Below are 23,229 nucleotides of genomic sequence, written 5' to 3'. Positions count from 1 at the left end.
GTGAACCCGGCCCAGAGCGCTGCGCTGCTGGGTGGGGTTCGGGGGAATATCAGTCGGAAAACAGGTCAGGGCAAGAAAAAAGCGGTGATCAACGGGTGCCAAGTCACAGCGCCGCGTTGTGGTAGACCTCCTGGGTGTCGTCCAGGTCTTCCAGTACGTCCAGCAGCTTTTGCATCTTGGCGGCATCTTCGCCGGTCAGTTCGATCGTGTTTTCAGGCCGCATGGTCACGCCCGCCACTTCGGCCGTCAGGCCAGCGGCCTCCAGCGCGTTTTTCACGGCTTCAAAGTCGGCCGGGGCAGTCAGCACCTCCACCGCGCCGTCTTCGTCGGTCACCACGTCTTCGGCGCCGGCCTCCAGCGCCACTTCCATCACCTTGTCTTCACTGGTGCCGGGGGCAAAAATCAGCTGACCACAGTGCTTGAACTGGAACACCACCGAGCCTTCGGTGCCCATGTTGCCACCATGCTTGCTGAACGCGTGGCGCACTTCGGCCACGGTGCGCACGCGGTTGTCGGTCATGGTGTCGATCATGATGGCCGCGCCGCCAATTCCGTAGCCTTCGTAGCGGATTTCTTCGTAGGTCAGGCCTTCGGCATTGCCCGTGGCCTTGTCGATGTTGTACTTGATGCGGTCGGCGGGCATGTTGGCCGCCTTGGCCTTGTCCACCGCCAGGCGCAGGCGGGGGTTGGCAGACAGGTCACCGCCACCGGCACGGGCGGCTACAGTGATTTCACGAATGATGCGGGTCCAGATCTTGCCGCGTTTTTCATCCTGGCGCCCTTTGCGGTGCTGGATATTCGCCCATTTGCTGTGTCCTGCCACGAGAAGTCCTTTTGTATTGATTTAATCTAGTCGGTGGATTTTACTTTTTGCTGAACACAGGGAACCTCTGCACGCGTCGCGCGGAAAGTGTGCGCTGCGGGTCGGGATGGGCTGCCAGGCACAAAGCGCAGCAATAGCCGCAGCTATTGCGAGCATTTGTAACGCAGCAGACCGCCCGAGACCGCAGATGCACACGGCGCGCGACGCGTGCAGAGGTTCCCTCACCCCGAGGAAACCCGAAATGGCTGAACCCCTCCTGATTGCCAAGCACGACACCATCGAATGCCACCTGTTGCCCGGCCTGGCCAACCGGCACGGGCTTATCACCGGCGCCACCGGCACCGGCAAGACCGTGACCCTGCAAACCCTGGCCGAAAACTTCTCGCGCATTGGCGTGCCGGTGTTCATGGCCGACGTGAAGGGCGACCTCACGGGCGCTAGCCAGCCCGGCAAGATTGGCGACAAGCTGGCCGCCGTGCTCAAGGAGCGCAGCCTGGATCTGCCAGAACCCCTCGCCTGCCCCACCACGCTGTGGGATGTGTTCGGCGAGCAGGGCCACCCGGTGCGCGCCACGGTGTCCGACATGGGCCCGCTGCTGCTGGGCCGCATGCTCAACCTGAACGAGACGCAGCTGGGCGTGCTCAATCTGGTGTTCAAGATAGCCGACGACAACGGCCTGCTGCTGCTGGACCTGAAAGACCTGCGCGCCATGCTGCAGTACGTGGGTGACAACAGCAAGGAGTTCACCACCGAGTACGGCAATGTCAGCGCCGCCAGCGTGGGCGCCATCCAACGCGGCCTGCTGCAGATCGAGCAGCAAGGCGGCGACAAGTTCTTCGGCGAGCCCATGCTCAACATCCAGGACTTCATGCAGACCGTGGACGGCCACGGGGTGGTCAACATCCTGGCGGCGGACAAGCTCATGAACTCGCCGCGCCTGTATGCCACCTTCCTCTTGTGGATGCTGTCCGAGCTGTTCGAGCAACTGCCCGAAATCGGGGACCCCGAGCAGCCCAAGCTGGTGTTCTTCTTCGACGAGGCCCACCTGCTGTTCAACGAAGCGCCCAAGGTGCTCATCGAGCGCATCGAGCTGGTGGTGCGACTGGTGCGCTCCAAGGGCGTGGGCGTGTACTTCGTCACCCAGAACCCGCTCGACATCCCCGACAGCGTGCTGGCCCAACTGGGCAACCGCGTGCAGCACGCGCTGCGCGCCTTCACCCCGCGCGACCAGAAGGCCGTGAAGGCGACGGCCACCACCATGCGGCAAAAGCCGGGGCTGGACATCGAGACTGCCATCACCGAGCTGGCCGTGGGCGAGGCGCTGGTGAGCTTTCTGGACGCCAAGGGCCGCCCCAGCGTGACCGAGCGTGTGTTTGTGCTGCCACCCGGCAGCCAGCTGGGCCCCATCACCCCGCAGCAGCGTCAGGCGCTGATGGCCAGCTCGCTGGTGGCGGGTGTGTACGAAAAAATGGTGGACCGCGAGTCGGCCTACGAAAAGCTCAAGGGCCGCGCAGCTGAAGCCGGCGCGCAGGCAGGCAATGCAGCGGGCGGTGGCGACGGCAAGGTGGCCGCCGGCACGCCCGCCGAAGAAGGCGGCGGCCTGCTGGGTGGGCTGAACGATGTGCTGTTTGGCAGCACCGGCCCGCGCGGCGGCAAACGCGACGGCCTGGCGCAGACCATGGCCAAGTCCGCCGTGCGCACCATGGGCACCACAATTGGCAAGGAGATTTTGCGGGGTGTGCTGGGCGGTATCTTTGGCGGGGGCAGCAAGCGCCGTTAACTCCGTTGGTATGGCACCCGGCGTCATCGACCGGCGCCTCTTCCGCCCCCTGCGGCTTGCCTCTCTTGCAAAAGCGCATCACATGGCGCCTGTGACGGTTTGACGACACCCTGCAAGTCGTCACAAATCAGTCACATGGCTGCCGTGAAATCGCCATACACAACAACAAAAAGAAGGAGGGACGATGACACGGATCGAAAACGTTCTGCTGCGCTGGGGCGGCAAGGTCATGCTGCTGGCGATTGGGGTGTGGGTGGCAGCCATCCTCGGCATCTTTGCCGGGGCCTGGCGCCTGCGCTGGCCCTGGGTCCTGTACTTCATTGCCACCGTGATCTTCACGGCGCTGGTGATCCAGTGGACCAACGCGGTGCGCCAGCGCTACATCCGCGAGGCTCCCCTGCCCCGCTTTCTGCAGCGCAAGCTGCGCGAGACCTACCCCCATCTGAGCACCCGCGACTGTGAGCTGGTCGAACGCGGCCTGCGCCAGTTCTTCATGGCCTGCCTGCGCAGCAACCAGCAGTTTGTGGCCATGCCCTCCAAGGCAGTCGATGCGCTGTGGCACGAATTCATCCTGCACACCCAGGCGTACAAACTGTGGTGCCAGAACGCGCTGGGTTTCTTCTTGCACCACACCCCCGCCGAGGCGCTGGGCCACAAGGCGCGCCACAACGACGGCCTGCGCCGCTGCTGGTACTGGGTGTGCAAGGAAGAGTCCATTGACCCCAAGGCGCCCAGCCGCCTGCCCCTGCTGTTTGCGCTGGACGCCAAGTTCGCGATTGCCGGGGGCTTCAGCTACGTGCCCGATTGCTCCGACATCGCGCGCAAGAGCGACGCCGGGGGCAGCGGCGGCGACAGCTACTGCGGCACCAGTTTTTCGGACGGCAGCTACAGCGGCAGCTCGGGCGACTTTGGTGGGGCCGAGAGTTCGGATGCAGGCAGTGATGGCGGCGGGGATGGCGGGGGCGACGGCGGCGGTTGTGGTGGCGGCGGGGACTGAGCGCCTGGTCCACCCACCCAACCGCCCCCGCTGGCGGCACAAAGCCAGCCCCAATCACTCTCTTTTTGATAGCTAACGAGGCTTGATGCACTGGCGCTTACAGCCAAAATTACCTGAAATCACGCCCAGTCACCCAGGCGACGACTGCGCCTGTGCCTACCGGTCTACAGTGGCACCCCATGAACACCCTCACCTGCTTTTCCCTCAGCATCACTGACCACGTGGCCCATCTGGTTCTGAACAGACCCGAGGCCATGAACACCATGCACCCCACCTTCTGGCGCGAGCTGGACACGGTGCTGGCCCAGCTGCACCAGGCGGGCGAGGCGCGGGCGCTGGTCATCAGCAGCACCGGCAAACATTTCAGCGCGGGCATGGCACTGGAGACCTTTGGCGGCGCCATCACCATGGACGACCAGAGCCCCGAGGGTCGGGCCGCCATCTTCGACCTGCTGACCGACATGCAGGCCACCTTCACCCGCATCGACAACCTGCGCATCCCAGTCATCATGGCCATCCACGGCGGCTGCATCGGCGGCGCAGTGGACATGGTCACGGCGGGCTGCATCCGCTACGCCACTCAGGATGCGTTCTTCTGCATCCAGGAGATCAACATCGGCATGGTGGCCGACGTGGGCACGCTGCAGCGCCTGCCCAAGCTCATCCCGCTGGGTGTGGTCAAAGAGCTGGCCTACACCGGCCGCCGCCTGAGCGCGGCCAAGGCGCTGGACTACGGCCTGGTCAACGAGGTGTTCGACACGCAAGAGGCCATGGTGGCCGCTGCACTGCAATGCGCGAAAGAGATCGCGTCCAAACCCCCGGTGGCCATCTGGGGCACCAAGCAGGCCGTGAACTACGCGCGCGACCACAGCGTGGAAGACAGCCTGCGCCAGATGGGCTGGCTGCAGGGCGCCATCTGGAGCAACCAGCATGTGCGCGAATCGGTCACGGCCATGAAGCAGAAACGCGCGGGCGAGTTCCCGGCGCTCACACCGCTGCAGCGGTTCAGCGAACTGGGTTAATGCGCTGAACAAGCACTGGCAGGCGCCGCCGCAGGCGAATCACGTTGGTCCCATCAACCCGCAGCGCGCGGCTGGCTCGGCAACGGAGCATCTGCCGGGATGGGGCAGACATAAGGCTGGCCACCTCGGCGCTCCAGCAATTCGGCCTTGGCCTGCTCGATCAGCTCCGGCTGCTCCAGCAACACAATCGCCGTGGCGGCCAGGATTTGCGCTGCGTGCACCATGCCCGCGTGTGCCAGCTCGGACTGCCCTTGCGACACCATCTGCCATGAATGCAACGGCGTGCCGAAGGCGTAGCAGGCCACCCAGGCCTGCACGGTGGGGGTGATCCAGCTCACGTCCGCCACGTCGGTTGAGCCGAACAGGGTTTCCTCGACGGCAGGGTCGTAGGGCGCGATGCCTTCGAAGATCGCCGGCATCTTGCCCCGCAGCACACTGGCCAGCGGGCGGCTGACCTGCTCGACATCGGCAGCGTCCAGCGTGGCCTGAAAATCCCCCGCCAGCTTGTGCTGCGCGGCATCGACCTTCAGCTGCCCCAGTGCCTGCATCTGCGCGTACATCACCTGGTTCAGCGTGCGGTTTTGCAGCAGGTTGGAGCAGGCCTTGTCGAACACGATTTCGACACGGCAATCCGTCATCAAGGCAGCACCACGCGCCACGTTCTGCACACGCTCATACAGCTCGGCGGCATCGCGGTTGTTGCGTGCTCGGATCAGGTACAGCACCTCGGCGCGCGCCTGCACCACGTTGGGTGAGAACCCGCCCGAGTCGGTGACCGCATAGTGGACACGCGCATCCGCAGGCATGTGCTCGCGCAGGTAGTTCACACCGACATTCATCAACTCCACAGCATCCAGGGCACTGCGGCCTAGGTGCGGCGAGTGGGCCGCGTGCGAGGCGCGCCCGTGAAAGACGAAACGCGCCTGCACATTGGCCAGCGTGGCCTGGCTCAGCACCCCGGTAAAACTGCCCGGGTGCCACGTCAGCGCCGTGTCCACATCATCGAAGACCCCTGCGCGTGCCATGAAGGTCTTGCCCGAGCCACCTTCTTCGGCCGGGCAGCCGTAGAACCGCACGCGCGCCTGCTGGCCCGAGCGGCGCAGGTGCTCTTGCAACGCAATGGCGGCAAAGTGCGCCGCGGTGCCCAGCAGATGGTGGCCGCAGCCGTGCCCGGCCAGGCCGGGGCTGTCCACGGACGGCTGGCACACCAGCGCGCCGCTTTGCTGGTTGAGGCCCGAGAGCGCGTCGTACTCGCCCAGAAAGGCCAGCACCGGGCCTTCGTCGCCCCACTCCGCCATGAAGGCGGTGGGGATACCGGCCACGTCGCGCGTGATGCGAAAGCCCGCTGCGGCCAGCCCGTCGATGTGCAGCTGGGCAGACCCGCGCTCGGCGTAGCGCAGCTCGGCCAGGGACCACACGCTGTCGGCCAGTCCCGCCATCCGGGGCCTCTCACGGTCAAAAAAATCCTGCAGATCCTGAATCGATTGCACGGCAGCAGTCATCGCACCGCCCCTTATTCAGGCTTCACGCCCAGCTTGTCCAGCAGCGCCTTGTTGCGCTGGAGGTCAGCGGCGATCTGCGATGCAAATTTGCTCTGGTCCATCTCCACCGCTGTCGCACCCATGGTCTTGAGGCGGCCTTGCACATCGGGCGAACGCAAGGCGCTGACGGCCGCGTCCTGCAGCCGCTTGATGATGGGCGCAGGCGTACCCGCAGGCACAACCAACCCGAACCAGCTCATCCCCAGCTCATTGAGATCGGCGTGGCCCAGCTCCTTGAAGGTGGGCACATCCGGCAGCTCGGACACGCGGCGGTCGGCGGCCAGCACCATGGGCACCAGCTTGCCGCCCTTGATGTGCGGCATGGCCGAGGGCAGCTGGTCTGCCATCACCTGCACCATGCCTGCCAGGGCATCGTTGAGCGCGGGGCCGTTGCCACGGTAGGGAACGATCTGGATATCGGTCTTCAAGGTCTCGTTGAACGACGCCATCATGAGGTGGCCCAGCGTTCCGAGGCCGGGCACGCCCACGCTGTAGTCGCCGGGCTTGGCTTTAACCTTGGCCATGAAGCCCTGGAAGTCCTTGACGCCCATGCTAGGGTGCACCATGTAGACCGAGGGCACGGTCACGAGCTTGACCACCGGTACCAGCTTGCCCTCCAGCTTGGCCGCCCGGGTGAAGATGGAAGGGTTGACCGTGGCCGTGCTCACCGTGGCCATGCCGATGGTGTAGCCGTCGGGCGCAGACTGGGCGATGGTCTCGGTGCCCAGCAGGCCGCCAGCACCCGCCTTGTTGTCCACCACCACCGATTGCCCCAGGCTGGCGCGCATGCCCTCGGCCACCACGCGGGCCACGATGTCGGTGGAGCCACCGGGGGCAAACGGCACGATCAGCTTCACAGGCTTGCTCGGGTAGTTGTCTGCAGCCTGCGCTGCCGGGGCTGCCACCAGCAGGGCGGAGGCAGCTGCGGCGCACAGTGTGGACACAACGGTCCGCCGTGCCAGAAACGAAGTCATTGTGGACATGGGTAGCGCTTTCGTGAATGGATGGATGGGTCTGGATCAGCGGGAAGGGCACGGTGCGCAGGGCCACCGGGCATGCCTGCTACTGACATCGACTATAGGAATTTCAGACTCTCTGCAGGTCGCGGTATTCTTCGAAAGGTATAAGCCTTGTCGATAGCTCCGACGGGATAGCAACCATCGCAGTGGCGAGTCACGCTGCTGCCGGATCTCTATCGCTTCTCCTTATTTGCCAGTCTGGACAGGAGCCCCATGGCCCTCTCAACCCCACCCACCGATTCCGACAACCTGGACGACCCCGCGCCCCCGCAAGGGCAGGTGCTCTATGCCCGCCTGGCCCGCCACGCGCGCCTGCGCCAGTTGCAGCTGCTGGTGGCGCTGCAGCAGTGCGGCTCCGTCCTGCAGGCCGCCGCTTCACTGCACATGAGCCAGTCCGCCGCCACGCAGGCGCTGGCAGAGATGGAGCGCATCCTGGGCGTGCGCCTCTTCGAGCGCCATGCGCGGGGCATCCGGCCCACGCTGGCGGGCCAGACGCTGGTAGACACAGCCCGCGGAGTGCTCGCCGCGCTGGAGGAAGCGGCAGAGTCGCTGGCCGCCATCCGGCGCGGCGCTGCCGCTGCACTGCGCCTGGGCGCCACACCCGCGGCCACGCAGGCCATCCTGTCGCCCTTGCTCGCAGAGTTCTACAAAACCCAGCCCCGGGTGCACATCGACGTCCAGGAGGACTCAAGCCAACGGCTGCTGCCGCTCTTGCTCAACGGCGGGCTCGACGCGGTGTTCTGCCGCGAGCCGGTGCTGCTGCCAGCGTCGTACGTTTTCAAGCCGCTGCAGCCCGATGAGCCGGTGATCATGGCCAGCACCCGCCATCCCCTGGCCAAGCGCCGGGGCATCGCGCTCTCGGCGCTCAAGGATTCACGCTGGGTGCTGCCCACCGCCACCATCGCCGTACGCGAGATCTTCGAGCGTGAAGTGCTGGCGGCCCTGCCCGATGCGCTGCAGTTCCCGGTGTCGACCGTCTCGCTCCCCGTGTTCGCCAGCCTGCTGAACCAGCCCGATGCCGTGGCGCTGGTCCCCCAGAGCATTGCGCCCGTGCTGCCGTCGGGCGCGCAGCTGTGCCAGCTGGATGTGCAGCTGAGCAGCCCCCTCCCCCCGTTGGGCGTGGTGCACCGGCGCGAGCAAATACCCGCCATGCTGATCCGGATGCTCAAAAGCTGGCGCAACAAGTAGCGCGATGGCCAAGCCCCACACATGCCGTGCCGTTACCTACCGTCGCTGGCAGGGCTGCGCAGCTCTGCCATCACTACGCATTTGATAGCAAATATCACCCAACCATCAAGCGGTAGCGGCCATTCTTATGCCAACAATCTACTTGACGGGCTATCATGTACCCACCAGGGGCAGGCTGCGCCCCGCAGCGAGGACACCGCTATGACCGAGCACACCGCTCCCCCACCCACCTACGACGATGTGGCCGCTGCCGCGCACCGGCTCAAGGGCATGGCGCACCGCACGCCCGTGCTGCGCTCTAGCACTGCCGACGAGCGGCTGGGCGCCCAGCTGTTCTTCAAGTGCGAAAACCTGCAGCGCACCGGCGCCTTCAAGTTTCGGGGCGCGTTCAACACCCTGGCCCAGTTCACCGACGAGCAGCGCGAACGCGGCGTGCTCGCCTTCTCGGCCGGTAACCACGCCCAGGCCATTGCGCTGTCGGCCCGGCTGCTGGACATGCCCGCCGCCATCGTCATGCCCGAGGACGCCCCCGCCTCCAAGATGGCCGCCACGCGCGACTACGGTGCCCAGGTCGTCACCTACAACCGCTACACCGAAGACCGCGAGGCCATCAGCCGCCGCCTGGCGCTGGAGCGCGGCATGACGCTGGTGCCCCCGTTCGACCACCCCCATGTCATTGCCGGCCAGGGCACCGCGGCCAAAGAGCTTTTTGAAGAAGTGCCCGACCTGGACTACTTGTTCGTCTGCGTCGGCGGCGGTGGCCTGTTGGCCGGCAGCCTGCTCGCCGCCGAGGCGCTCGCACCGCAATGCCGGGTGGTAGGGGTGGAGCCCGCAGCGGGCAACGACGGCCAGCAGTCGTTCAAAGCCGGGCATGTGGTGCAGATCCCCACGCCCCACACCATTGCCGACGGCGCACAAACCCAGGCGCTGGGCCAGCTCACCTATCCCATCATCCAGCGTCTGGCCGACGACATGGTCACCGCCACCGACGAGCAACTGGTCGAATCCCTGCGCTTTTTTGCCGAGCGCATGAAAATCGTGGTCGAGCCCACAGGCGCCCTGGCCTTCGCAGGGGCCCAGCACGGCAACGTGGACATCCACGGAGCGCGCGTCGGCATCCTCATCAGCGGCGGCAACGTCGATTTGTCGCGGCTGGCACGGTTTCTGGCAGACTAACCCCCACTTTTTTACTCACCGCGCGGCAGAGCGCACCTGTGTTTCAGCGCAAAGGCCTCTGCCCTTCTCCTTTCAGGTTCCCCATGAGCAACGTCACCGTCATCACCCACCCCCTCGTCCAGCACAAGCTCACGCTGATGCGCAAGAAAGACGCCAGCACCAACAGCTTTCGCCGCCTGCTGGGCGAGCTGTCCACGCTGATGGCGTACGAAGTGACCCGCGACATGCCGCTGCAGGATGTGCAGATCGAAACCCCTCTGGAGACCATGACCGGCAAGATGATCGACGGCAAGAAGCTGGTGCTGGTCTCCATCCTGCGGGCGGGCAACGGCTTTCTGGACGGCATGCTCAACGTGGTGCCCGGCGCCCGTGTGGGCCACATCGGCCTGTACCGCGACCCGGCCACGCTGCAGCCCGTGGAGTACTACTTCAAGATGCCGTCCGAAATGGACGAGCGCGACATCATCGTGGTGGACCCGATGCTCGCCACCGGCAACTCGGCCGCAGCCTGCGTGGACCGCCTCAAGAAGCTCAACCCCCGCTCCATCAAGTTCGTCTGCCTGCTGGCCGCCCCCGAAGGTGTGGCCACGCTGCAAAAGGCCCACCCCGACGTGCCGATCTTCACCGCCGCCATCGACCGCGAGCTGAACGACCACGGCTACATCCTGCCGGGCCTGGGCGATGCAGGCGACCGCATTTTTGGCACCAAATAAGCGCACAACGTCAGCGCCCGTGCACCAGCCACCGCAGGGCTTGCAGCCCAGCGGTGGCTTTTTTTCGTCACCGGGCCTCTCTGCGTTACGTAACAGCCCATTGCGGGCCCTACCCTGGTGGGGTGCCGCAGGCGGATTTTCGGAAGCTCTGCACGCACGCACCATTTTTTTACCAACTGGTGGCTTTCCTCTGGCAGACTTGCCGCTGGTTTGCAGTTACACCGCCACCGACTGGCGCGCTCCTTGCTTGGTAGCAGCACACCCAACCTCCTTGTTTGCTTGTCTGAAGGAACCCCACCATGACCACTCGCCGCATCTTCACCGGACGCCTGCTCTGCACCTCCATGGCCCTCTCAGCCGCCATGGCGATGGCGCCCTCTCTGGCCTTCGCGCAGTCCAAGCTCAAGGTCGCGGCGATCTACACGGTGCCTTTTGAACAGCAATGGGTCAGCCGCATCCACAAGGCCCTCAAGGCCGCCGAAGCACGCGGCGAGATCGAATACAAGGCCAGCGAAAACGTGAGCAACGCCGACTACGAGCGCGTGATGCGCGAGTACGCCACCGGCGGCAACCAGCTCATCGTGGGCGAAGCCTTTGCGGTAGAAGCCGCCGCCCGCAAGGTGGCCAAAGACTTCCCCAAGACATCCTTCCTGCTGGGCTCCTCCGGCAAGCCGCAGGCGCCCAACTTCAGCGTGTTCGACAACTACATCCAGGAGCCCGCCTACCTCAGCGGCATGGTGGCTGGCGGCATGACCAAGACCAACAAGATCGGCATGGTCGGCGGCTTCCCCATCCCCGAGGTCAACCGCCTGATGCACGCCTTCATGGCGGGCGCCAAGGAGACCAATCCCAAGGTCGAGTTCACCATCACCTTCATCAACAGCTGGTTCGACCCCCCCAAGGCCAAGGAAGCCACCTTCGCCATGATCGATAAGGGCGCCGACGTGCTCTACGCCGAGCGCTTTGGGGTGAGCGATGCCGCCAAGGAAAAAGGCAAGCTCGCCATCGGCAACGTGATCAACACGCAAGAGCAGTACCCCGACACCGTGGTCGCATCGGCCCTGTGGCACATGGAGCCCAGCATCGACCGCGCACTCAAGCTGGTCAAGGAAGGCAAGTTCACCGCCGAGGACTACGGCCCATTTTCGATGATGAAACACAAGGGCTCCGAACTCGCGCCCCTGGGCACGTTCGAGAAGAAGGTGCCTGTCGACATCGTCGCCAAGGTCAAGGCCAAGGAGGCCGACATCCTGGCTGGCAAGTTCACCGTGAAGGTGGATGACAGCCAGCCCAAATCGACGGCCAAGTAAGCACGGCGTGCGGCGGGCGCCCTGCCCGCTTGCCCTCTCTCTATTGCGTGAACAGGCCACCCTCACCACGCGGTGGCCTGTTTGTTAGACACTCCCGCAATGAACCGCTGACAAGGCCCTCATGACCTCACTTCCCGTCGCAAAAGCCTCGCTGGCGACACGCTGTTCACGTCTTATGGGCGCTCTGGCACTGGCCGCCATGGTCTCAGGCTGCGCTGCCCCCGCGCCCGGCAAGACGGCAGTGCGGCTGGACGACACGCCCCGCATCGCCGTCATCTCTGCTTTCGCCCCCGAGCTGACCGTGCTGCTGCCCCAGGTGCAGCAGCACACCAAGCACAGCGTCAATGGCGTGGAGTTCACCACCGGCACGCTCGAAGGCAAGCCTGTGGTGGTTTTCCTCTCCGGCATCAGCATGACCAACGCGGCCATGAACACGCAACTGGTGCTGGACCGTTTCAACGTGAGCCATGTGGTCTTCAGCGGCATTGCCGGTGGCGTGAACCCCAGCTTGCACATTGGCGACGTGACCGTGCCCGCGCAGTGGGGCCAGTACATGGAATGGCTGATGGCGCGCGAAGACCAGCCCGGCCAGTACAGCGCCCCCGCCTGGATGAAAAGCGAGCTGACGATGCCCGCCTTCGGCATGATGCACCCACGCCCGGTGGAAGTGCGCTCGGCAGCCCAGCCCAAGCTCTCCAAAAAGTTCTGGTTTGAAGCTGACCCCAAGATGTTGGCCACCGCCCGCAGCCTGCAGAACGTGGGCCTGGAACACTGCTTGGCTGCCACCTGCCTCAAGCAGCGCCCGCAGCTGGTGGTGGGCGGCAACGGCGTGTCGGGCCAGGCGTTTGTGGACAACAAGGCCTTCCGCGAATACGCCTTCAAGACCTTCGAGGCCAACGTGCTCGACATGGAAACCGCTGCGACCGCCATGGTGGCGCACAGCAATGGCGTGCCGTACATCGCTTTCCGATCGCTGAGCGATCTGGCCGGGGGCGGCGAGGGCGAGAACGAAATGGGCACCTTCATGGGCTTGGCCGCAGCCAATTCGGCCAAGGTGCTGCGAGCGTTTTTGGCCAACTGGAAATAAATGACAGACACCACGGCGCCCGTCCTGCGCCTGTCGGGCATCACCAAGCGCTTCGGCAAGCTCGTCGCCAACGACGCCATCAGCCTGACGCTGGCGCGCGGCGAGGTGCTGGCCCTGCTGGGCGAAAACGGCGCGGGCAAGTCCACGCTGATGTCGATTCTGTTCGGGCACTACGTGGCAGACGAAGGCAGCATCGAAGTCTTCGGCCAGCCCCTGCCGCCCGGCCAGCCGCGCGCGGCGCTGGCGGCGGGCATTGGCATGGTGCACCAGCATTTCACGCTGGCCGACAACCTCACGGTGCTCGATAACGTGCTGCTGGGCACCGAGCCGCTGTGGCAGCCCTTCTCACGCCGCAGCGAGGCGCGCGCCAAGCTGCTGGCCGTGTCGCAGCAGTTTGGGCTGCCTGTCAGCCCCGATGCCAAGGTGGGCAGCCTGTCCGTGGGCGAGCGCCAGCGGGTCGAGATTCTCAAGGCCTTGTACCGGGGCGCCCGCATCCTCATCCTGGACGAGCCCACCGCCGTGCTCACCCCGCAGGAGAGCGAGGCGCTGTTCGACACCCTGGCGCAGATGGTGGCGCAGGGCCTGTCCATCATCTTCATCAGCCACAAGCTGGGCGAGGTGCTGCGCGTATCGCACCGCGTGGCCGTGCTGCGCCAGGGCCAACTGGTGGCCGAGGCGCCTGCACAAGGCACCACGCAGGGGCAGTTGGCGCAGTGGATGGTGGGCCACGCCATCGAGGCCGCCAAGCGCCGCCCCGCCCAGAACGTGGGCGCGCCCATCTGCACCCTGGCCAACGTGAGCACCGCCGCCACCGGGCGCGACCGGCTGAACGATGTATCCCTCACCCTGCGCGCAGGCGAGATCGTGGCGATTGCGGGCGTGAGCGGCAACGGCCAGGTGGCGCTGGCCGATGTGCTGTGCGGCGTGCGCAACGCCACCACCGGCCAGGTCACGCTACGCGGCGCGGCGCTGCAAGCCAGGCCCGCATGGCTGGTCAGCCAGGGCGTGGCCCGCATCCCCGAAGACCGCCACGCCGTGGGCGTGGTGGGTGACCTGTCGGTGTGGGAGAACGCGGTGTCAGAGCGCCTGCGCGGCCCCTGGTTTGCACACCCGTGGTTCCGGGCCTTTTGGGTCAAACGCCGCGCCGCGCGCCAGCACGCACAGCGTGTGGCCGAGACCTTTGACGTGCGTGGCGGCGGGCCGGACACCCCCGCCCGGTCGCTGTCGGGCGGCAACATGCAGAAGCTCATCCTGGGCCGGGCGCTGATGCCGCCACAGGACGCAGCGGGTAACTCGGCCACAGCGCCCCAGCTCATCGTCGCGCACCAGCCCACCTGGGGGCTGGACATTGGCGCGGTGATGTTTGTGCAGCAGCAGCTCATCAATGCACGGGATGCGGGAGCCGCCGTACTGCTGATTTCTGACGACTTGGACGAAGTGCTGGCACTGGGCGACCGCGTGGCGGTGATGCATGACGGGGACCTGAGCGAGGTCCGGCCTGCAGAAGACTGGACGCGCGAAGCCATCGGCCTTGCCATGGCCGGTGCAACTCACTGAGCGACAAAAAAGAAAAATCCATGAGACTCGAAAAACGCAACCACACCTCCCCCGCCGCCTACGTGCTGGCGCCGGTGGGCACCGTGGTGTTCACATTGATCGTCAGCGCCCTGCTGGTGCTCTGGGCCGGTGCGCCCGTGGGCCAAACCTATGCCCTGCTGCTGCAAGGCGCGTTCGGCTCGGTGTTTGCGCTGACCGAAACCCTCACCCGCGCAACGCCGCTGATCCTGACCGGGCTGGCGGCCGCCGTGGCCTTCCGCGCCCGGCTGTTCAACATTGGCGCCGAAGGGCAGCTCTACGCCGGGGCTCTGGCCGCCGTGGCCGTGGGGGGCATGCATGGCGGAACGGGGCTGGAATGGTCGCCCTACGTGCTCTTCCCCCTGATGATGCTGGCGGCCGCGCTCGCGGGTGCCGCGCTGCTGCTGGGCCCGGCGTTGATGAAGGCCCGGCTGGGGGTGGACGAGGTGGTCACCACGCTGCTGCTCAACTTCATCATGCTGCTGCTGGTGTCGGCGCTGCTGGATGGGCCGATGAAAGACCCGCTCTCCATGGGCTGGCCGCAGAGCGTGGCGCTGCAGGGTGACCTGGAGCTCTCCAAGCTGGTGCCGCAGACGCGGCTGCACACGGGCCTGCTGTGGGCCGTGTCGCTGGCCGTGATGCTGTGGGCGTTGCTGGCGCGCACGGTGCCGGGGTTTGACATCCGCGCCTCCGGGGCCAATGCACGGGCTGCGGCGTTTGCGGGCGTGCCCATCACCCGCACTGTGGTGCTGGTGGCGCTGCTGTCGGGCGGGCTGGCGGGGCTAGCGGGTGCCATTGAGGTGGCGGGCCGCACCAGCTATGTGACGCTCGACATGTCGCCCGGCTATGGCTACAGCGGCATCGTGATCGCCATGCTGGCCGGGCTGCACCCGCTGGGCGTGATTGCTGCGGGCACCTTTGTGGCGGGCGTGCTGGTGGGGGCGGACAGCATGAGCCGTGCGGTGGGCGTGCCGACCTACATTGCGGATGTGATCGTGGCGACCTCGCTGATTGCGGTGCTGGTGGCGGGGCTGCTGACCCAATACCGGGTGCGCTGGAAGTGAGCACGCCATGAACAAGCCAATGCATCAGATTTTCAAGCCAAATAAGCCTCTAGCGCTTATCCAGAAAGCGCAAGCAGCTACTAAAAATATAGTGAATCGCAGTGAGGTGGGCACATGACCGAGCTGCTCGACATCCTCGCCAACCCCGCGTTCTGGATTGCCACCCTGCGCGTGGCCACTCCGCTCATCCTGGGCACATTGGGCGTGCTGCTGTGCGAGCGCGCCGGGGTGCTGAACCTGGGCATTGAAGGGATCATGGTGGCCGGAGCCTTCACCGGCTGGCTTACGGTGTATGCTGGCCATGGACTGTGGACCGGGGTGCTGGTGGCGGCGCTCACCGGTGCTGTGTTTGGCCTGCTGCACGCCTGGCTCACCGTGGGGCTGGCGCTGTCACAGCACGTGTCCGGCCTGGGCATCACGCTGCTGGCTACAGCGCTCAGCTACTACGGCTACCGCGTGAGCTTCCCCAAGGTGAACACGCCGCCCACCATCGAGCCCTTTGCGCCCATGGAGTGGCTGGGCATGCCTATCCTGTCGGCGCAGACGCCGCTCACATTGCTGGCCCTGCTGCTGGTGCCGCTATTGGCCTGGGTGCTGATGCGCACGCCGCTGGGCCTGGCCGTGCGCATGGTGGGCGAGAACCCCCAAGCCGCCGAAGGCCAGGGCATCTCGGTGGCGGCTACACGCACGGGCTCCATCGTGGCAGGCTCGGCGCTGATGGGGGTGGCGGGATCGTTCCTCACCCTGTCGGCGTTCAACGCCTTCTTCTTCAACATGATCAATGGTCGGGGCTGGATCTGCGTGGCCCTGGTGGTCTTTGCATCCTGGCGGCCCGGCAAGGCGCTGCTGGGTGCACTGCTGTTTGCCTTTTTTGACGCGCTGCAACTACGCCTGCAGCAAGCGGGCGATGCGTGGCTGCCGTACCAGGTGTATCTGATGCTGCCGTACCTGCTGTCCATCCTGGCGCTGGTGCTGGTGGCACGCAAGGCGGCGTATCCGCAGGCGCTGATGAAGCCCTACCGCAAGGGGGAGCGATGAGAAGATGCGAATGAGCCCACCACGCCCGATTCATTCACACCCTCTGGTCGGACCACACCGCAAACTCGTTGCCACTGGGCTCTGTGAAATGAAAGCGCCGTCCTCCCGGAAACTCGAACACCGGCTTGATCACATGGCCACCCGCTGCCTCCACCTTGGCCAAAGTGGCTTCAAGGTCGGCGCTGTAGAACACCAGCAAGGCGCCGCCAGTAGCTGGGGTAGAGCGCAGGCTGGCCTGAAAGAATCCACCGTCCAGCCCCTGGCCGGTGAAGGCCGTGTACTCCGGGCCGTAGTCCACAAAGACCCATGCAAAGGCCTTTTCAAAGAACGACTTCGTGGCGGGCAAGTCGCGCGCGGCAAATTCGACGTAGTTCAGCTTTTCATGTTCGTTCATCGGATGACCCTTTGTTCTTGAGACCCCGCAGTGTGCCTGCACGCCCAGACGAATCTCTAAACTCTCCCACCATGCTCGATCTGCTCATCACCCACGCCACCCTGCCCGACGGCCGCCAGAACATGTCGATTGCCGTGCAAGGCGGTCGCATCACCGAAGTGACCGAAGGCCTGCAAGCCCCCGCACATGAGACGGTGGATGCAGGCGGCCTGCTGGTCAGCCCGCCGTTTGTGGACGCGCATTTCCACATGGACTCGACCCTGAGCTACGGCCAGCCGCGCGTAAACGAGAGCGGTACGCTGCTGGAGGGCATTGCGCTGTGGGGCGAGCTCAAGCCCACGCTCACCCACAACGCCATCGTTGAACGCGCCCTGCAGTATTGCGATATGGCCGTGGCGCGCGGCCTGCTGGCCATCCGCAGCCATGTGGACACCAGCCACCCCAGCTTGCTGCCAGTGGAGGCGCTGCTGGATGTGAAGCAGCGTGTGGCGCCCTACCTGGATTTGCAACTGGTGGCCTTTCCGCAAGACGGTGTGCTGCGTGCGCCCGGGGGGCTCGACAACATCAAACGTGCGCTGGATATGGGTGTGGACGTGGTGGGCGGCATTCCGCACTTCGAGCGCACCATGGCCCAAGGGGCCGAAAGCGTGAAGATCCTCTGCGAGCTGGCCGCCGAGCACGGCAAGCGCGTGGACATGCACTGCGACGAATCCGACGACCCGCACTCGCGCCACGTCGAAACCCTGGCGTTCGAAACCCAGCGCCTGGGTCTGCACGGCCGTGTGACGGGCTCGCACCTCACCTCCATGCACAGCATGGACAACTACTACGTGAGCAAGCTCATCCCCCTGATGGCAGAGGCCGACCTGGGCGTGGTGGCCAACCCACTCATCAACATCACCCTGCAAGGCCGCCACGACACCTACCCCAAGCGCCGGGGCATGACCCGCGTGCCCGAGCTGATGGCCGCAGGCCTGACGGTGGCGTTTGGCCATGACTGTGTGCTGGACCCGTGGTACAGCGGCGGCAGCGCCGACATGCTGGAGGCTGCGCACATGGGCCTGCATGTGGGGCAGATGACCAGCCAGGCCGCGATGCGGCAGTGTTTTGATGCGGTGACGGTGAACCCAGCGCGCCTGCTGGGCCTGGAGGGCTATGGCATTGCCCCCGGCTGCCACGCCGACCTGGTGCTGCTGCATGCGCGCAACCCGGTGGACGCCATCCGCCTGCGGGCCACGCGCCTGGGTGTGTGGCGACGCGGCCAACGGGTGGCCAGCAGCCCGGCGCCTGTGGCGCAATTACAGCTGCCTGGTCGGCCCGATAGCGTAGATTTTGCGTCCAAATAGCCCCAAGCGTTAGTGAATCATGCCTTGATAGCTATACATTCAATAGCAAAAAAGATCATCACGCCATGCGCGCAATCGTCTTGCGAAACCGCGCCAGCGCCAGGCTGAACAGCACCGCCCCAATGCCCAGCAGCCACACCAGCGACGGCCACACCACCGCCCAGCCCGCGCCCCGGTAGAGGATGGCCTGGGCCAGCTCGGTGAAGTGCGTGGTGGGCGCCAGCGCCATGCCGTACTGCACCCACAGCGGCATGCTCTCGCGCGGGGTGACGCCGCCCGACAGCATCTGCAGCGGCATCATCACCAGCACCATCAGCAGGCCAAACTGCGGCATGCTGCGCGCCACCGTGGCCATGAAGATGCCCATGGACGTGGTGGCAAACAGGTGCAGCGTGGCCCCCAGCAGAAACAGCGGCACCGAACCCTCGATGGGCACACCAATCGCCCAGCGGATCACCGCCGTGAGCGATACCCAGGTAGCGACCAGCACCACCAGCGCCATGGCCCACACCTTGGCCAGCATGATCTCACCCGGGGTGACGGGCATCACCAGCAAATGCTCCACCGTGCCATGCTCGCGCTCGCGGATCAGTGCGGCGCCCGTGAGGATGATGGAGAGCATGGTCACGATGTTGATCAGCTCCATGAGCGAGCCAAACCACGCGGGGTTCAGCGCCGGGTTGAAGCGCGACCGCACTGTGAGTTCGATGGGCTGCTCGGCCACGGCGCGGTCGCGCTGCACAAACTCAGCCACCTCCAGCTGCACGATCTGCTGCACAGCCCCATTGGCCGCAAACGCCTGCCCCATGCGCGTGGCGTCGATGTTGAGCTGCACCTGCGGCACCCGGCCTGCCAGCACATCGCGCTGGAAATGGGCGGGGATGTGCAGCACCAGCGTGAAGCGGCCTGCATCCAGGCCCGGGTCCACCTCGCGCATGCTGATCATGGCGGGGCGTGTGAACTGGGGTGCGTAGAACGCGGTGGCGATGCGCTGGGACAGAGCCGAGTCGTCCTCATCCACGATGGCAATCGGCACGTGGTATAGCGTCTCGGGCTGCGCCATGCCTGCCGAGTACACCGCCAGCGTGGTGGTGTAGACAATGAGGAACAGCATGGCCGGGTCGCGCCACAGGCTCCACAGCTCCTTGATGCCGAGGCGAAAAATGTTCGGCCACCGTCCACGCAGTGCCATGTCAGGTCTCCTGCTTGCGTAACAGCAAGATCGCCGCGCCGATGATGACCGGCACCGCCACCAGCATGGGCCAGAACTCGGCCTGCAAGTCCTGCAGCGTGAGGGCCTTGTTGAACACGCCCCGGCTGATGGTGAACATGTGGCTGGCCGGGTAGACCTCGCCCACCCAGCGGGCAAAACCGGTCATGGACGACACCGGGTTGATGAGCCCCGCAAACTGCACCGCCGGGATGAGCGTGCCCACCATGGCAAAAAACATGGCCGCAATCTGGCTGCGAGTGACGGTGGAGGCCAAGAGCCCCATGCCCGTGGAGCACAGGCTGAACAGCACGGCCCCCAGCGTGAGCGTGGCAAAGCTGCCGGTGATGGGCACGCCAAACACCGTCACGGCCGCCAGGCACATCAAACCAAAGTTGAACAGCGCCAGCAGCACATAAGGCAGCTGCTTGCCCAGCATGAATTCGGTGCGCGTGGTGGGCGTCACATAGAGGTTGATGATGGAACCCAGCTCCTTCTCGCGCACTACGGCCAGGGCGGTGAGCATGGCGGGCAGCATGAGCAACAGCAGCGGGATCACGGCAGGCACCATGGACGGCAGGCTGCGCACATCGGGGTTGTAGCGGTAGCGCGGCTCTACCTCCAGCAGGCCCCGGGGCACCGTGCCTGTGCGGCTGCGGCTTTGTTCCACCAGCCACTGCTGGTGCAGGCCCTGGGCGTAGCCGATGACGGTTTCGGCGCGCTGGGGCATGGCGCCGTCCACCCACGCGCCGATCTGCACCGGCTGGCCGCGTGCCACATCGCTTGCAAAGCCAGGCGGGATCTCCAGCGCCAGCGATATCTCGGCGGACCGCATGCGCGCGTCCAGCTCGGTGTAGGTGGTGATGGGCGGCCTCTCGGTGAAGTAGCGCGAGCCCGCCAGGTTCAGCGTGTAGGCGCGGCTCAGCGCGGTCTGGTCCCGGTCCAGCACGGCAAAGCGCAGGTTTTCCACGTCCATGCTGATGCCATAGCCCATCACAAACATCAGGATCAGCGAGCCCAGTAGCGCCATGGCACCGCGCACCGGGTCGCGGCGCAGCTCCAGCGATTCGCGCCACTGGGTGCTGTGGATGCGGGCCAGGCTCTGGCGCAGGCGGGTGGGCCAGGTGGGGGCGTCGTGGGTAGGCTCGGGCGATAGCGCAGCGGGCTCCGAAGCCTGCGCAGGCACAGACGCAGGAGCCTGGGCCTTGCCTGCGGCATCTTCCAGGTAGCCGATGAAGGCTTCTTCCAGCGTGGCAGCGCCGCGTTTGGCCACGATGTCCTGCGGCGCAGCGCTCTCCAGCACGCGCCCTGCGTGCATCAGCGAGATGCGGTCGCAGCGCTCGGCCTCGTTCATGAAGTGGGTGGAGATGAAGATGGTGACCTTGTCGCGCCGCGCCAGCTCCACCATCAGGCGCCAGAAGTTGTCGCGCGCCATCGGGTCCACGCCCGAGGTGGGCTCGTCCAGAATCAGCAGCTCGGGCTGGTGCACCATGGCCACGGCCAGCGACAGGCGCTGGCGCATGCCCAGCGGCAGCTTCATGGGCAACGAACTGCGCACGGCCTGCAGGTCAAAGCGCTCCAGCATGGCCGTGACACGCGCGGGCACCTCGGCCTCGGGCACGTGGAACAGGCGGGCATGCAGTACCAGGTTCTGCTCCACCGACAGCTCGCTGTACAGCGAAAACGCCTGCGACATGTAGCCCACGCGCCGCCGCGTGGCCATGTCCTTGGGGTCCACCGGCTGGCCGAACAGCCAGGCCTGCCCGTCGCTGGCGGGCAGCAGGCCGGTGAGCATCTTCATGGTGGTGGACTTGCCGCACCCATTGCTGCCCAGAAAGCCGAAGATCTCGCCCCGCTGGATGCGAAAGCTCACATGGTCCACCGCCACAAAGTCGCCAAAGCGCATGGTGAGGTCGCGCGCCTCGATGGCGACGTTGGTGGCGGCGTCTGCCTGCGACCGGTCCAGCGGCGGGATCTGCACCGCCTGGTGGCCCCGGCGCTTGGCCTCGGGCAGCAGGGCCACAAAGGCCTGCTCCAGCGAATCGTGCCCGGTGCGGGCCATCAGCTCGGCCGGGGTGCCGGTGGCCAGAATGCGCCCCTCGTCCATCGCCACCAGCCATTCAAAGCGCTGGGCTTCCTCCATGTAGGCCGTGGCCACGATCACGCTCATGCCGGGCCGGGCGGCGCGGATGCGGCCGATCAAATCCCAGAACTGCGCGCGCGCCAGCGGGTCCACGCCGGTGGTGGGCTCATCCAGGATGAGCAGGTCGGGGTCGTGGATGAGCGCGCAGCACAGCGCCAGCTTCTGCTTCATGCCGCCCGAAAGCTTGCCCGCAGGCCGCGCCAGAAACGGGTGCAGGCCGGTACTGCGCGTGAGTTCATCAATACGGCGGCGCTGCTCGGCCGCGTCGTGCCCGAACAGGCGGCCAAAGAACTGCAGGTTCTCTTCCACCGACAGCGTGGGGTACAGGTTCTTACCCAGGCCCTGCGGCATATAGGCGATGCGGGGGCACACGCGGCTGCGGTGGCGGCTTTTGGCCATGTCGCCGCCCAGCACCTCTACCGTGCCCTGCTGTACTGCGCGGGCGCCCGCCACCAGCGCCAGCAGGCTGGACTTGCCCACGCCGTCCGGCCCGATCAGGCCCACCATGCGGCCGGCAGCCACCTCCAGGTCGATGCCGTCGAGCGCCACGGTGCGCCCGTAGCGCTGGCCCACGCCACGCAGGCGAGCCACGGGTGCCGCGCTGCCGGGGAGGCTCACTGGTCGGCCTTGACGGCGAGGTTGGCAGGCCATTCCACCGCTGGGTCCACCCGCAGCCAGGCCACGCCGGGCAGACCGGTCTTGACCTGCTCCTGGTGGCGCAGCAGCAGTGCCTTGTCGATCTGGGCCCGCACGCGGAACATGAGCTTCTGGCGCTCGCTGGCGGTCTCCACCGTCTTGGGCGTGAACTGAGCGGTGCTGGCCACAAACGACACGGTGGCCGGGATCACAAAACCCGGTGCTGCATCGAGCACGATGCGCACCTCGCTGCCCAGCGCCACGCGACCCGCCACGGTTTCGGGCAAGAAGAACGTCATGTATACGTCGCTCAGGTCCACCAGCTGCAGCACCCGTGCGCCCGCGCCCACCACCTCGCCGGGCTGCACCACGCGAAACTGCACGCGGCCGTCCCGCGGGGCCTTGAGCTCGCTGTCGGCCAGCTCCACATCGATGCGGGCCAGCGTGGCCTCCAGCGCGCGCACGTTGGCCTCGGCGCTGGTCACCTGCGTGCGCGACGCGCCAATGCCCGCCTGCGCAGCCTTGGCCTGCGCCTTGGCCGCGACCACGGCGGCCTGCTGGCTGCGCACTTTGGCGCGGTCGTCGTCCAGCAACTGGCTGGAGAAGAAGCCTTCGCGCGCCAGCTGCTCGGAGCGCGGCAGGCGGCGGCGGGCAGTGTCGAGGTCGCTTTCGCGCTGGGCCACGACCGCCAATGCAGCCTGGTAGTCGCTTTCTCGCTGGGCCACCTGTACCTGCGCGCTGCTGATGGCCAGCTGCGCCTGCTGCAGCCGGGCCACGGCCTCTTCGCGCTGGGCCTGCAGGCCGTCGATCTGCATGCGGGCCGCGGGCTGCCCCGCCTTCACGAAATCGCCCTCGGCCACCAGGATGTCCTGCACCCGGCCCGCGAGCTTGGTGGCCACGGCGATCTCGGTGGCCTCGATGCGGCCGTTGCCGCTCACAAAGCCCGGGCCCGGCCCCTTGGGCTGCCAGGGCGCCCACCGCACGACCAATACGGTGCCCAGCAGCAACAGCGCTGCGACGGCCGCATAAACTTTCCACTTGCTGCCCATGGCTCTGATCCTCTTTGGTGCGGAGGCAGAGCGCGTTGGCAGTCACATCAGCGAAGGCGCCTCACCTCAAAATGCATCGTAAGCGCAGGGCCTTCATGGGCGGCGCGCGGTCGGCCGC

General features: G+C 66.1%; 19 protein-coding genes. 12 read left to right on the top strand and 7 right to left on the bottom strand.

Annotated features, from left to right (window positions below):
- Window positions 1-103 precede the first annotated feature (103 nt).
- The gene (locus ACODSU_RS03165) at window positions 104-823 is read right to left on the bottom strand and encodes a YebC/PmpR family DNA-binding transcriptional regulator (protein ID WP_015014275.1); all 720 of its coding nucleotides are present in this window, start codon (window positions 821-823) and stop codon (window positions 104-106) included.
- 241 nt (window positions 824-1,064) lie between these two features.
- Between ACODSU_RS03165 and ACODSU_RS03160 the strand changes: the two genes are divergently transcribed.
- From ACODSU_RS03160 to ACODSU_RS03150, 3 genes are all read left to right on the top strand, one after another.
- Window positions 1,065-2,603: a helicase HerA-like domain-containing protein gene (locus ACODSU_RS03160; protein ID WP_488840028.1), complete on the top strand. Its 1,539-nt coding sequence runs from the start codon at window positions 1,065-1,067 to the stop codon at window positions 2,601-2,603.
- A 184-nt stretch (window positions 2,604-2,787) separates the two neighbouring features.
- Window positions 2,788-3,600, top strand: coding sequence for a glycine-rich domain-containing protein (locus tag ACODSU_RS03155; RefSeq protein WP_146871024.1), 813 nt, complete (start codon window positions 2,788-2,790; stop codon window positions 3,598-3,600).
- Between the two features lie 179 nt (window positions 3,601-3,779).
- Window positions 3,780-4,622 carry an enoyl-CoA hydratase-related protein gene (locus ACODSU_RS03150; protein ID WP_488840025.1) on the top strand — a complete coding sequence of 281 codons (843 nt, stop codon included), beginning with the start codon at window positions 3,780-3,782 and terminating at the stop codon, window positions 4,620-4,622.
- 53 nt (window positions 4,623-4,675) lie between these two features.
- Here ACODSU_RS03150 and ACODSU_RS03145 read toward each other — a convergent pair whose 3' ends face one another.
- Window positions 4,676-6,124, bottom strand: a complete 1,449-nt coding sequence (locus tag ACODSU_RS03145) for a M20 family metallopeptidase (protein ID WP_488840023.1) — start codon at window positions 6,122-6,124, stop codon at window positions 4,676-4,678.
- A gap of 11 nt (window positions 6,125-6,135) precedes the next feature.
- Window positions 6,136-7,137 (bottom strand): tripartite tricarboxylate transporter substrate binding protein BugE, encoded by a 1,002-nt coding sequence (locus ACODSU_RS03140; protein WP_488840540.1) that lies wholly within the window; start codon window positions 7,135-7,137, stop codon window positions 6,136-6,138.
- Window positions 7,138-7,395: 258 nt separating this feature from the next.
- Between ACODSU_RS03140 and ACODSU_RS03135 the strand changes: the two genes are divergently transcribed.
- From ACODSU_RS03135 to ACODSU_RS03100, 8 genes are all read left to right on the top strand, one after another.
- Entirely contained in the window at window positions 7,396-8,370 is a 975-nt protein-coding gene (locus ACODSU_RS03135) for a LysR family transcriptional regulator (protein ID WP_060986985.1), read from the top strand.
- A 201-nt stretch (window positions 8,371-8,571) separates the two neighbouring features.
- Window positions 8,572-9,546: a threo-3-hydroxy-L-aspartate ammonia-lyase gene (locus ACODSU_RS03130; RefSeq protein ID WP_488840021.1), complete on the top strand. Its 975-nt coding sequence runs from the start codon at window positions 8,572-8,574 to the stop codon at window positions 9,544-9,546.
- A gap of 83 nt (window positions 9,547-9,629) precedes the next feature.
- Complete coding sequence (gene upp, locus ACODSU_RS03125; RefSeq protein WP_056062295.1) at window positions 9,630-10,259, top strand: uracil phosphoribosyltransferase; 630 nt, start codon at window positions 9,630-9,632, stop codon at window positions 10,257-10,259.
- Window positions 10,260-10,558: 299 nt separating this feature from the next.
- The gene (locus ACODSU_RS03120) at window positions 10,559-11,569 is read left to right on the top strand and encodes a BMP family protein (RefSeq protein WP_488840019.1); all 1,011 of its coding nucleotides are present in this window, start codon (window positions 10,559-10,561) and stop codon (window positions 11,567-11,569) included.
- Window positions 11,570-11,744: 175 nt separating this feature from the next.
- Window positions 11,745-12,656, top strand: coding sequence for a 5'-methylthioadenosine/S-adenosylhomocysteine nucleosidase (locus ACODSU_RS03115; protein ID WP_488840538.1), 912 nt, complete (start codon window positions 11,745-11,747; stop codon window positions 12,654-12,656).
- Window positions 12,657-14,213 (top strand): ABC transporter ATP-binding protein, encoded by a 1,557-nt coding sequence (locus ACODSU_RS03110; RefSeq protein WP_488840017.1) that lies wholly within the window; start codon window positions 12,657-12,659, stop codon window positions 14,211-14,213. It begins immediately after the preceding gene.
- 20 nt (window positions 14,214-14,233) lie between these two features.
- Window positions 14,234-15,295, top strand: coding sequence for an ABC transporter permease (locus ACODSU_RS03105; protein WP_488840015.1), 1,062 nt, complete (start codon window positions 14,234-14,236; stop codon window positions 15,293-15,295).
- Between the two features lie 114 nt (window positions 15,296-15,409).
- Window positions 15,410-16,333: an ABC transporter permease gene (locus ACODSU_RS03100; RefSeq protein ID WP_488840013.1), complete on the top strand. Its 924-nt coding sequence runs from the start codon at window positions 15,410-15,412 to the stop codon at window positions 16,331-16,333.
- Window positions 16,334-16,367: 34 nt separating this feature from the next.
- Here the strand turns inward: ACODSU_RS03100 and ACODSU_RS03095 are convergent, their stop codons facing one another.
- Window positions 16,368-16,727, bottom strand: coding sequence for a VOC family protein (locus ACODSU_RS03095; RefSeq protein ID WP_488840011.1), 360 nt, complete (start codon window positions 16,725-16,727; stop codon window positions 16,368-16,370).
- A 71-nt stretch (window positions 16,728-16,798) separates the two neighbouring features.
- Here ACODSU_RS03095 and ACODSU_RS03090 point away from each other — a divergent pair, with 71 nt between their 5' ends.
- Window positions 16,799-18,073 carry an amidohydrolase family protein gene (locus ACODSU_RS03090; RefSeq protein ID WP_343735803.1) on the top strand — a complete coding sequence of 425 codons (1,275 nt, stop codon included), beginning with the start codon at window positions 16,799-16,801 and terminating at the stop codon, window positions 18,071-18,073.
- A 58-nt stretch (window positions 18,074-18,131) separates the two neighbouring features.
- Here the strand turns inward: ACODSU_RS03090 and ACODSU_RS03085 are convergent, their stop codons facing one another.
- The 3 genes from ACODSU_RS03085 to ACODSU_RS03075 are packed head-to-tail and all read right to left on the bottom strand — an operon-like array spanning window position 18,132 to window position 23,111.
- On the bottom strand, window positions 18,132-19,265 hold the full coding sequence (locus tag ACODSU_RS03085; RefSeq protein WP_488840009.1) for an ABC transporter permease: 1,134 nt from the start codon (window positions 19,263-19,265) through the stop codon (window positions 18,132-18,134).
- A gap of 1 nt (window position 19,266) precedes the next feature.
- Window positions 19,267-22,077 carry a ribosome-associated ATPase/putative transporter RbbA gene (rbbA, locus tag ACODSU_RS03080; protein ID WP_488840007.1) on the bottom strand — a complete coding sequence of 937 codons (2,811 nt, stop codon included), beginning with the start codon at window positions 22,075-22,077 and terminating at the stop codon, window positions 19,267-19,269.
- Complete coding sequence (locus ACODSU_RS03075; protein ID WP_488840005.1) at window positions 22,041-23,111, bottom strand: HlyD family secretion protein; 1,071 nt, start codon at window positions 23,109-23,111, stop codon at window positions 22,041-22,043. The genes rbbA and ACODSU_RS03075 overlap by 37 nt, the downstream gene beginning before the upstream one ends.
- Window positions 23,112-23,229 lie beyond the last annotated feature (118 nt).

The organism is Acidovorax sp. FG48 (assembly GCF_057809085.1).
This window is presented reverse-complemented; position numbering and strand designations above follow the sequence as displayed.

What these genes read in the sequence shown, in the direction of transcription:
- ACODSU_RS03145 (WP_488840023.1), bottom strand. Translation starts at nt 6,124, where the DNA reads ATGACTGCTGCCGTGCAATCGATTCAGGATCTGCAGGATTTTTTTGAC.
- rbbA (WP_488840007.1), bottom strand. Translation starts at nt 22,077, where the DNA reads ATGGCCTGCCAACCTCGCCGTCAAGGCCGACCAGTGAGCCTCCCCGGC.
- ACODSU_RS03130 (WP_488840021.1), top strand. Translation starts at nt 8,572, where the DNA reads ATGACCGAGCACACCGCTCCCCCACCCACCTACGACGATGTGGCCGCT.
- ACODSU_RS03105 (WP_488840015.1), top strand. Translation starts at nt 14,234, where the DNA reads ATGAGACTCGAAAAACGCAACCACACCTCCCCCGCCGCCTACGTGCTG.
- ACODSU_RS03115 (WP_488840538.1), top strand. Translation starts at nt 11,745, where the DNA reads ATGGGCGCTCTGGCACTGGCCGCCATGGTCTCAGGCTGCGCTGCCCCC.
- ACODSU_RS03155 (WP_146871024.1), top strand. Translation starts at nt 2,788, where the DNA reads ATGACACGGATCGAAAACGTTCTGCTGCGCTGGGGCGGCAAGGTCATG.
- upp (WP_056062295.1), top strand. Translation starts at nt 9,630, where the DNA reads ATGAGCAACGTCACCGTCATCACCCACCCCCTCGTCCAGCACAAGCTC.
- ACODSU_RS03110 (WP_488840017.1), top strand. Translation starts at nt 12,657, where the DNA reads ATGACAGACACCACGGCGCCCGTCCTGCGCCTGTCGGGCATCACCAAG.
- ACODSU_RS03085 (WP_488840009.1), bottom strand. Translation starts at nt 19,265, where the DNA reads ATGGCACTGCGTGGACGGTGGCCGAACATTTTTCGCCTCGGCATCAAG.
- ACODSU_RS03100 (WP_488840013.1), top strand. Translation starts at nt 15,410, where the DNA reads ATGACCGAGCTGCTCGACATCCTCGCCAACCCCGCGTTCTGGATTGCC.
- ACODSU_RS03140 (WP_488840540.1), bottom strand. Translation starts at nt 7,137, where the DNA reads ATGACTTCGTTTCTGGCACGGCGGACCGTTGTGTCCACACTGTGCGCC.
- ACODSU_RS03160 (WP_488840028.1), top strand. Translation starts at nt 1,065, where the DNA reads ATGGCTGAACCCCTCCTGATTGCCAAGCACGACACCATCGAATGCCAC.
- ACODSU_RS03075 (WP_488840005.1), bottom strand. Translation starts at nt 23,111, where the DNA reads ATGGGCAGCAAGTGGAAAGTTTATGCGGCCGTCGCAGCGCTGTTGCTG.
- ACODSU_RS03090 (WP_343735803.1), top strand. Translation starts at nt 16,799, where the DNA reads ATGCTCGATCTGCTCATCACCCACGCCACCCTGCCCGACGGCCGCCAG.
- ACODSU_RS03120 (WP_488840019.1), top strand. Translation starts at nt 10,559, where the DNA reads ATGACCACTCGCCGCATCTTCACCGGACGCCTGCTCTGCACCTCCATG.
- ACODSU_RS03135 (WP_060986985.1), top strand. Translation starts at nt 7,396, where the DNA reads ATGGCCCTCTCAACCCCACCCACCGATTCCGACAACCTGGACGACCCC.
- ACODSU_RS03095 (WP_488840011.1), bottom strand. Translation starts at nt 16,727, where the DNA reads ATGAACGAACATGAAAAGCTGAACTACGTCGAATTTGCCGCGCGCGAC.
- ACODSU_RS03150 (WP_488840025.1), top strand. Translation starts at nt 3,780, where the DNA reads ATGAACACCCTCACCTGCTTTTCCCTCAGCATCACTGACCACGTGGCC.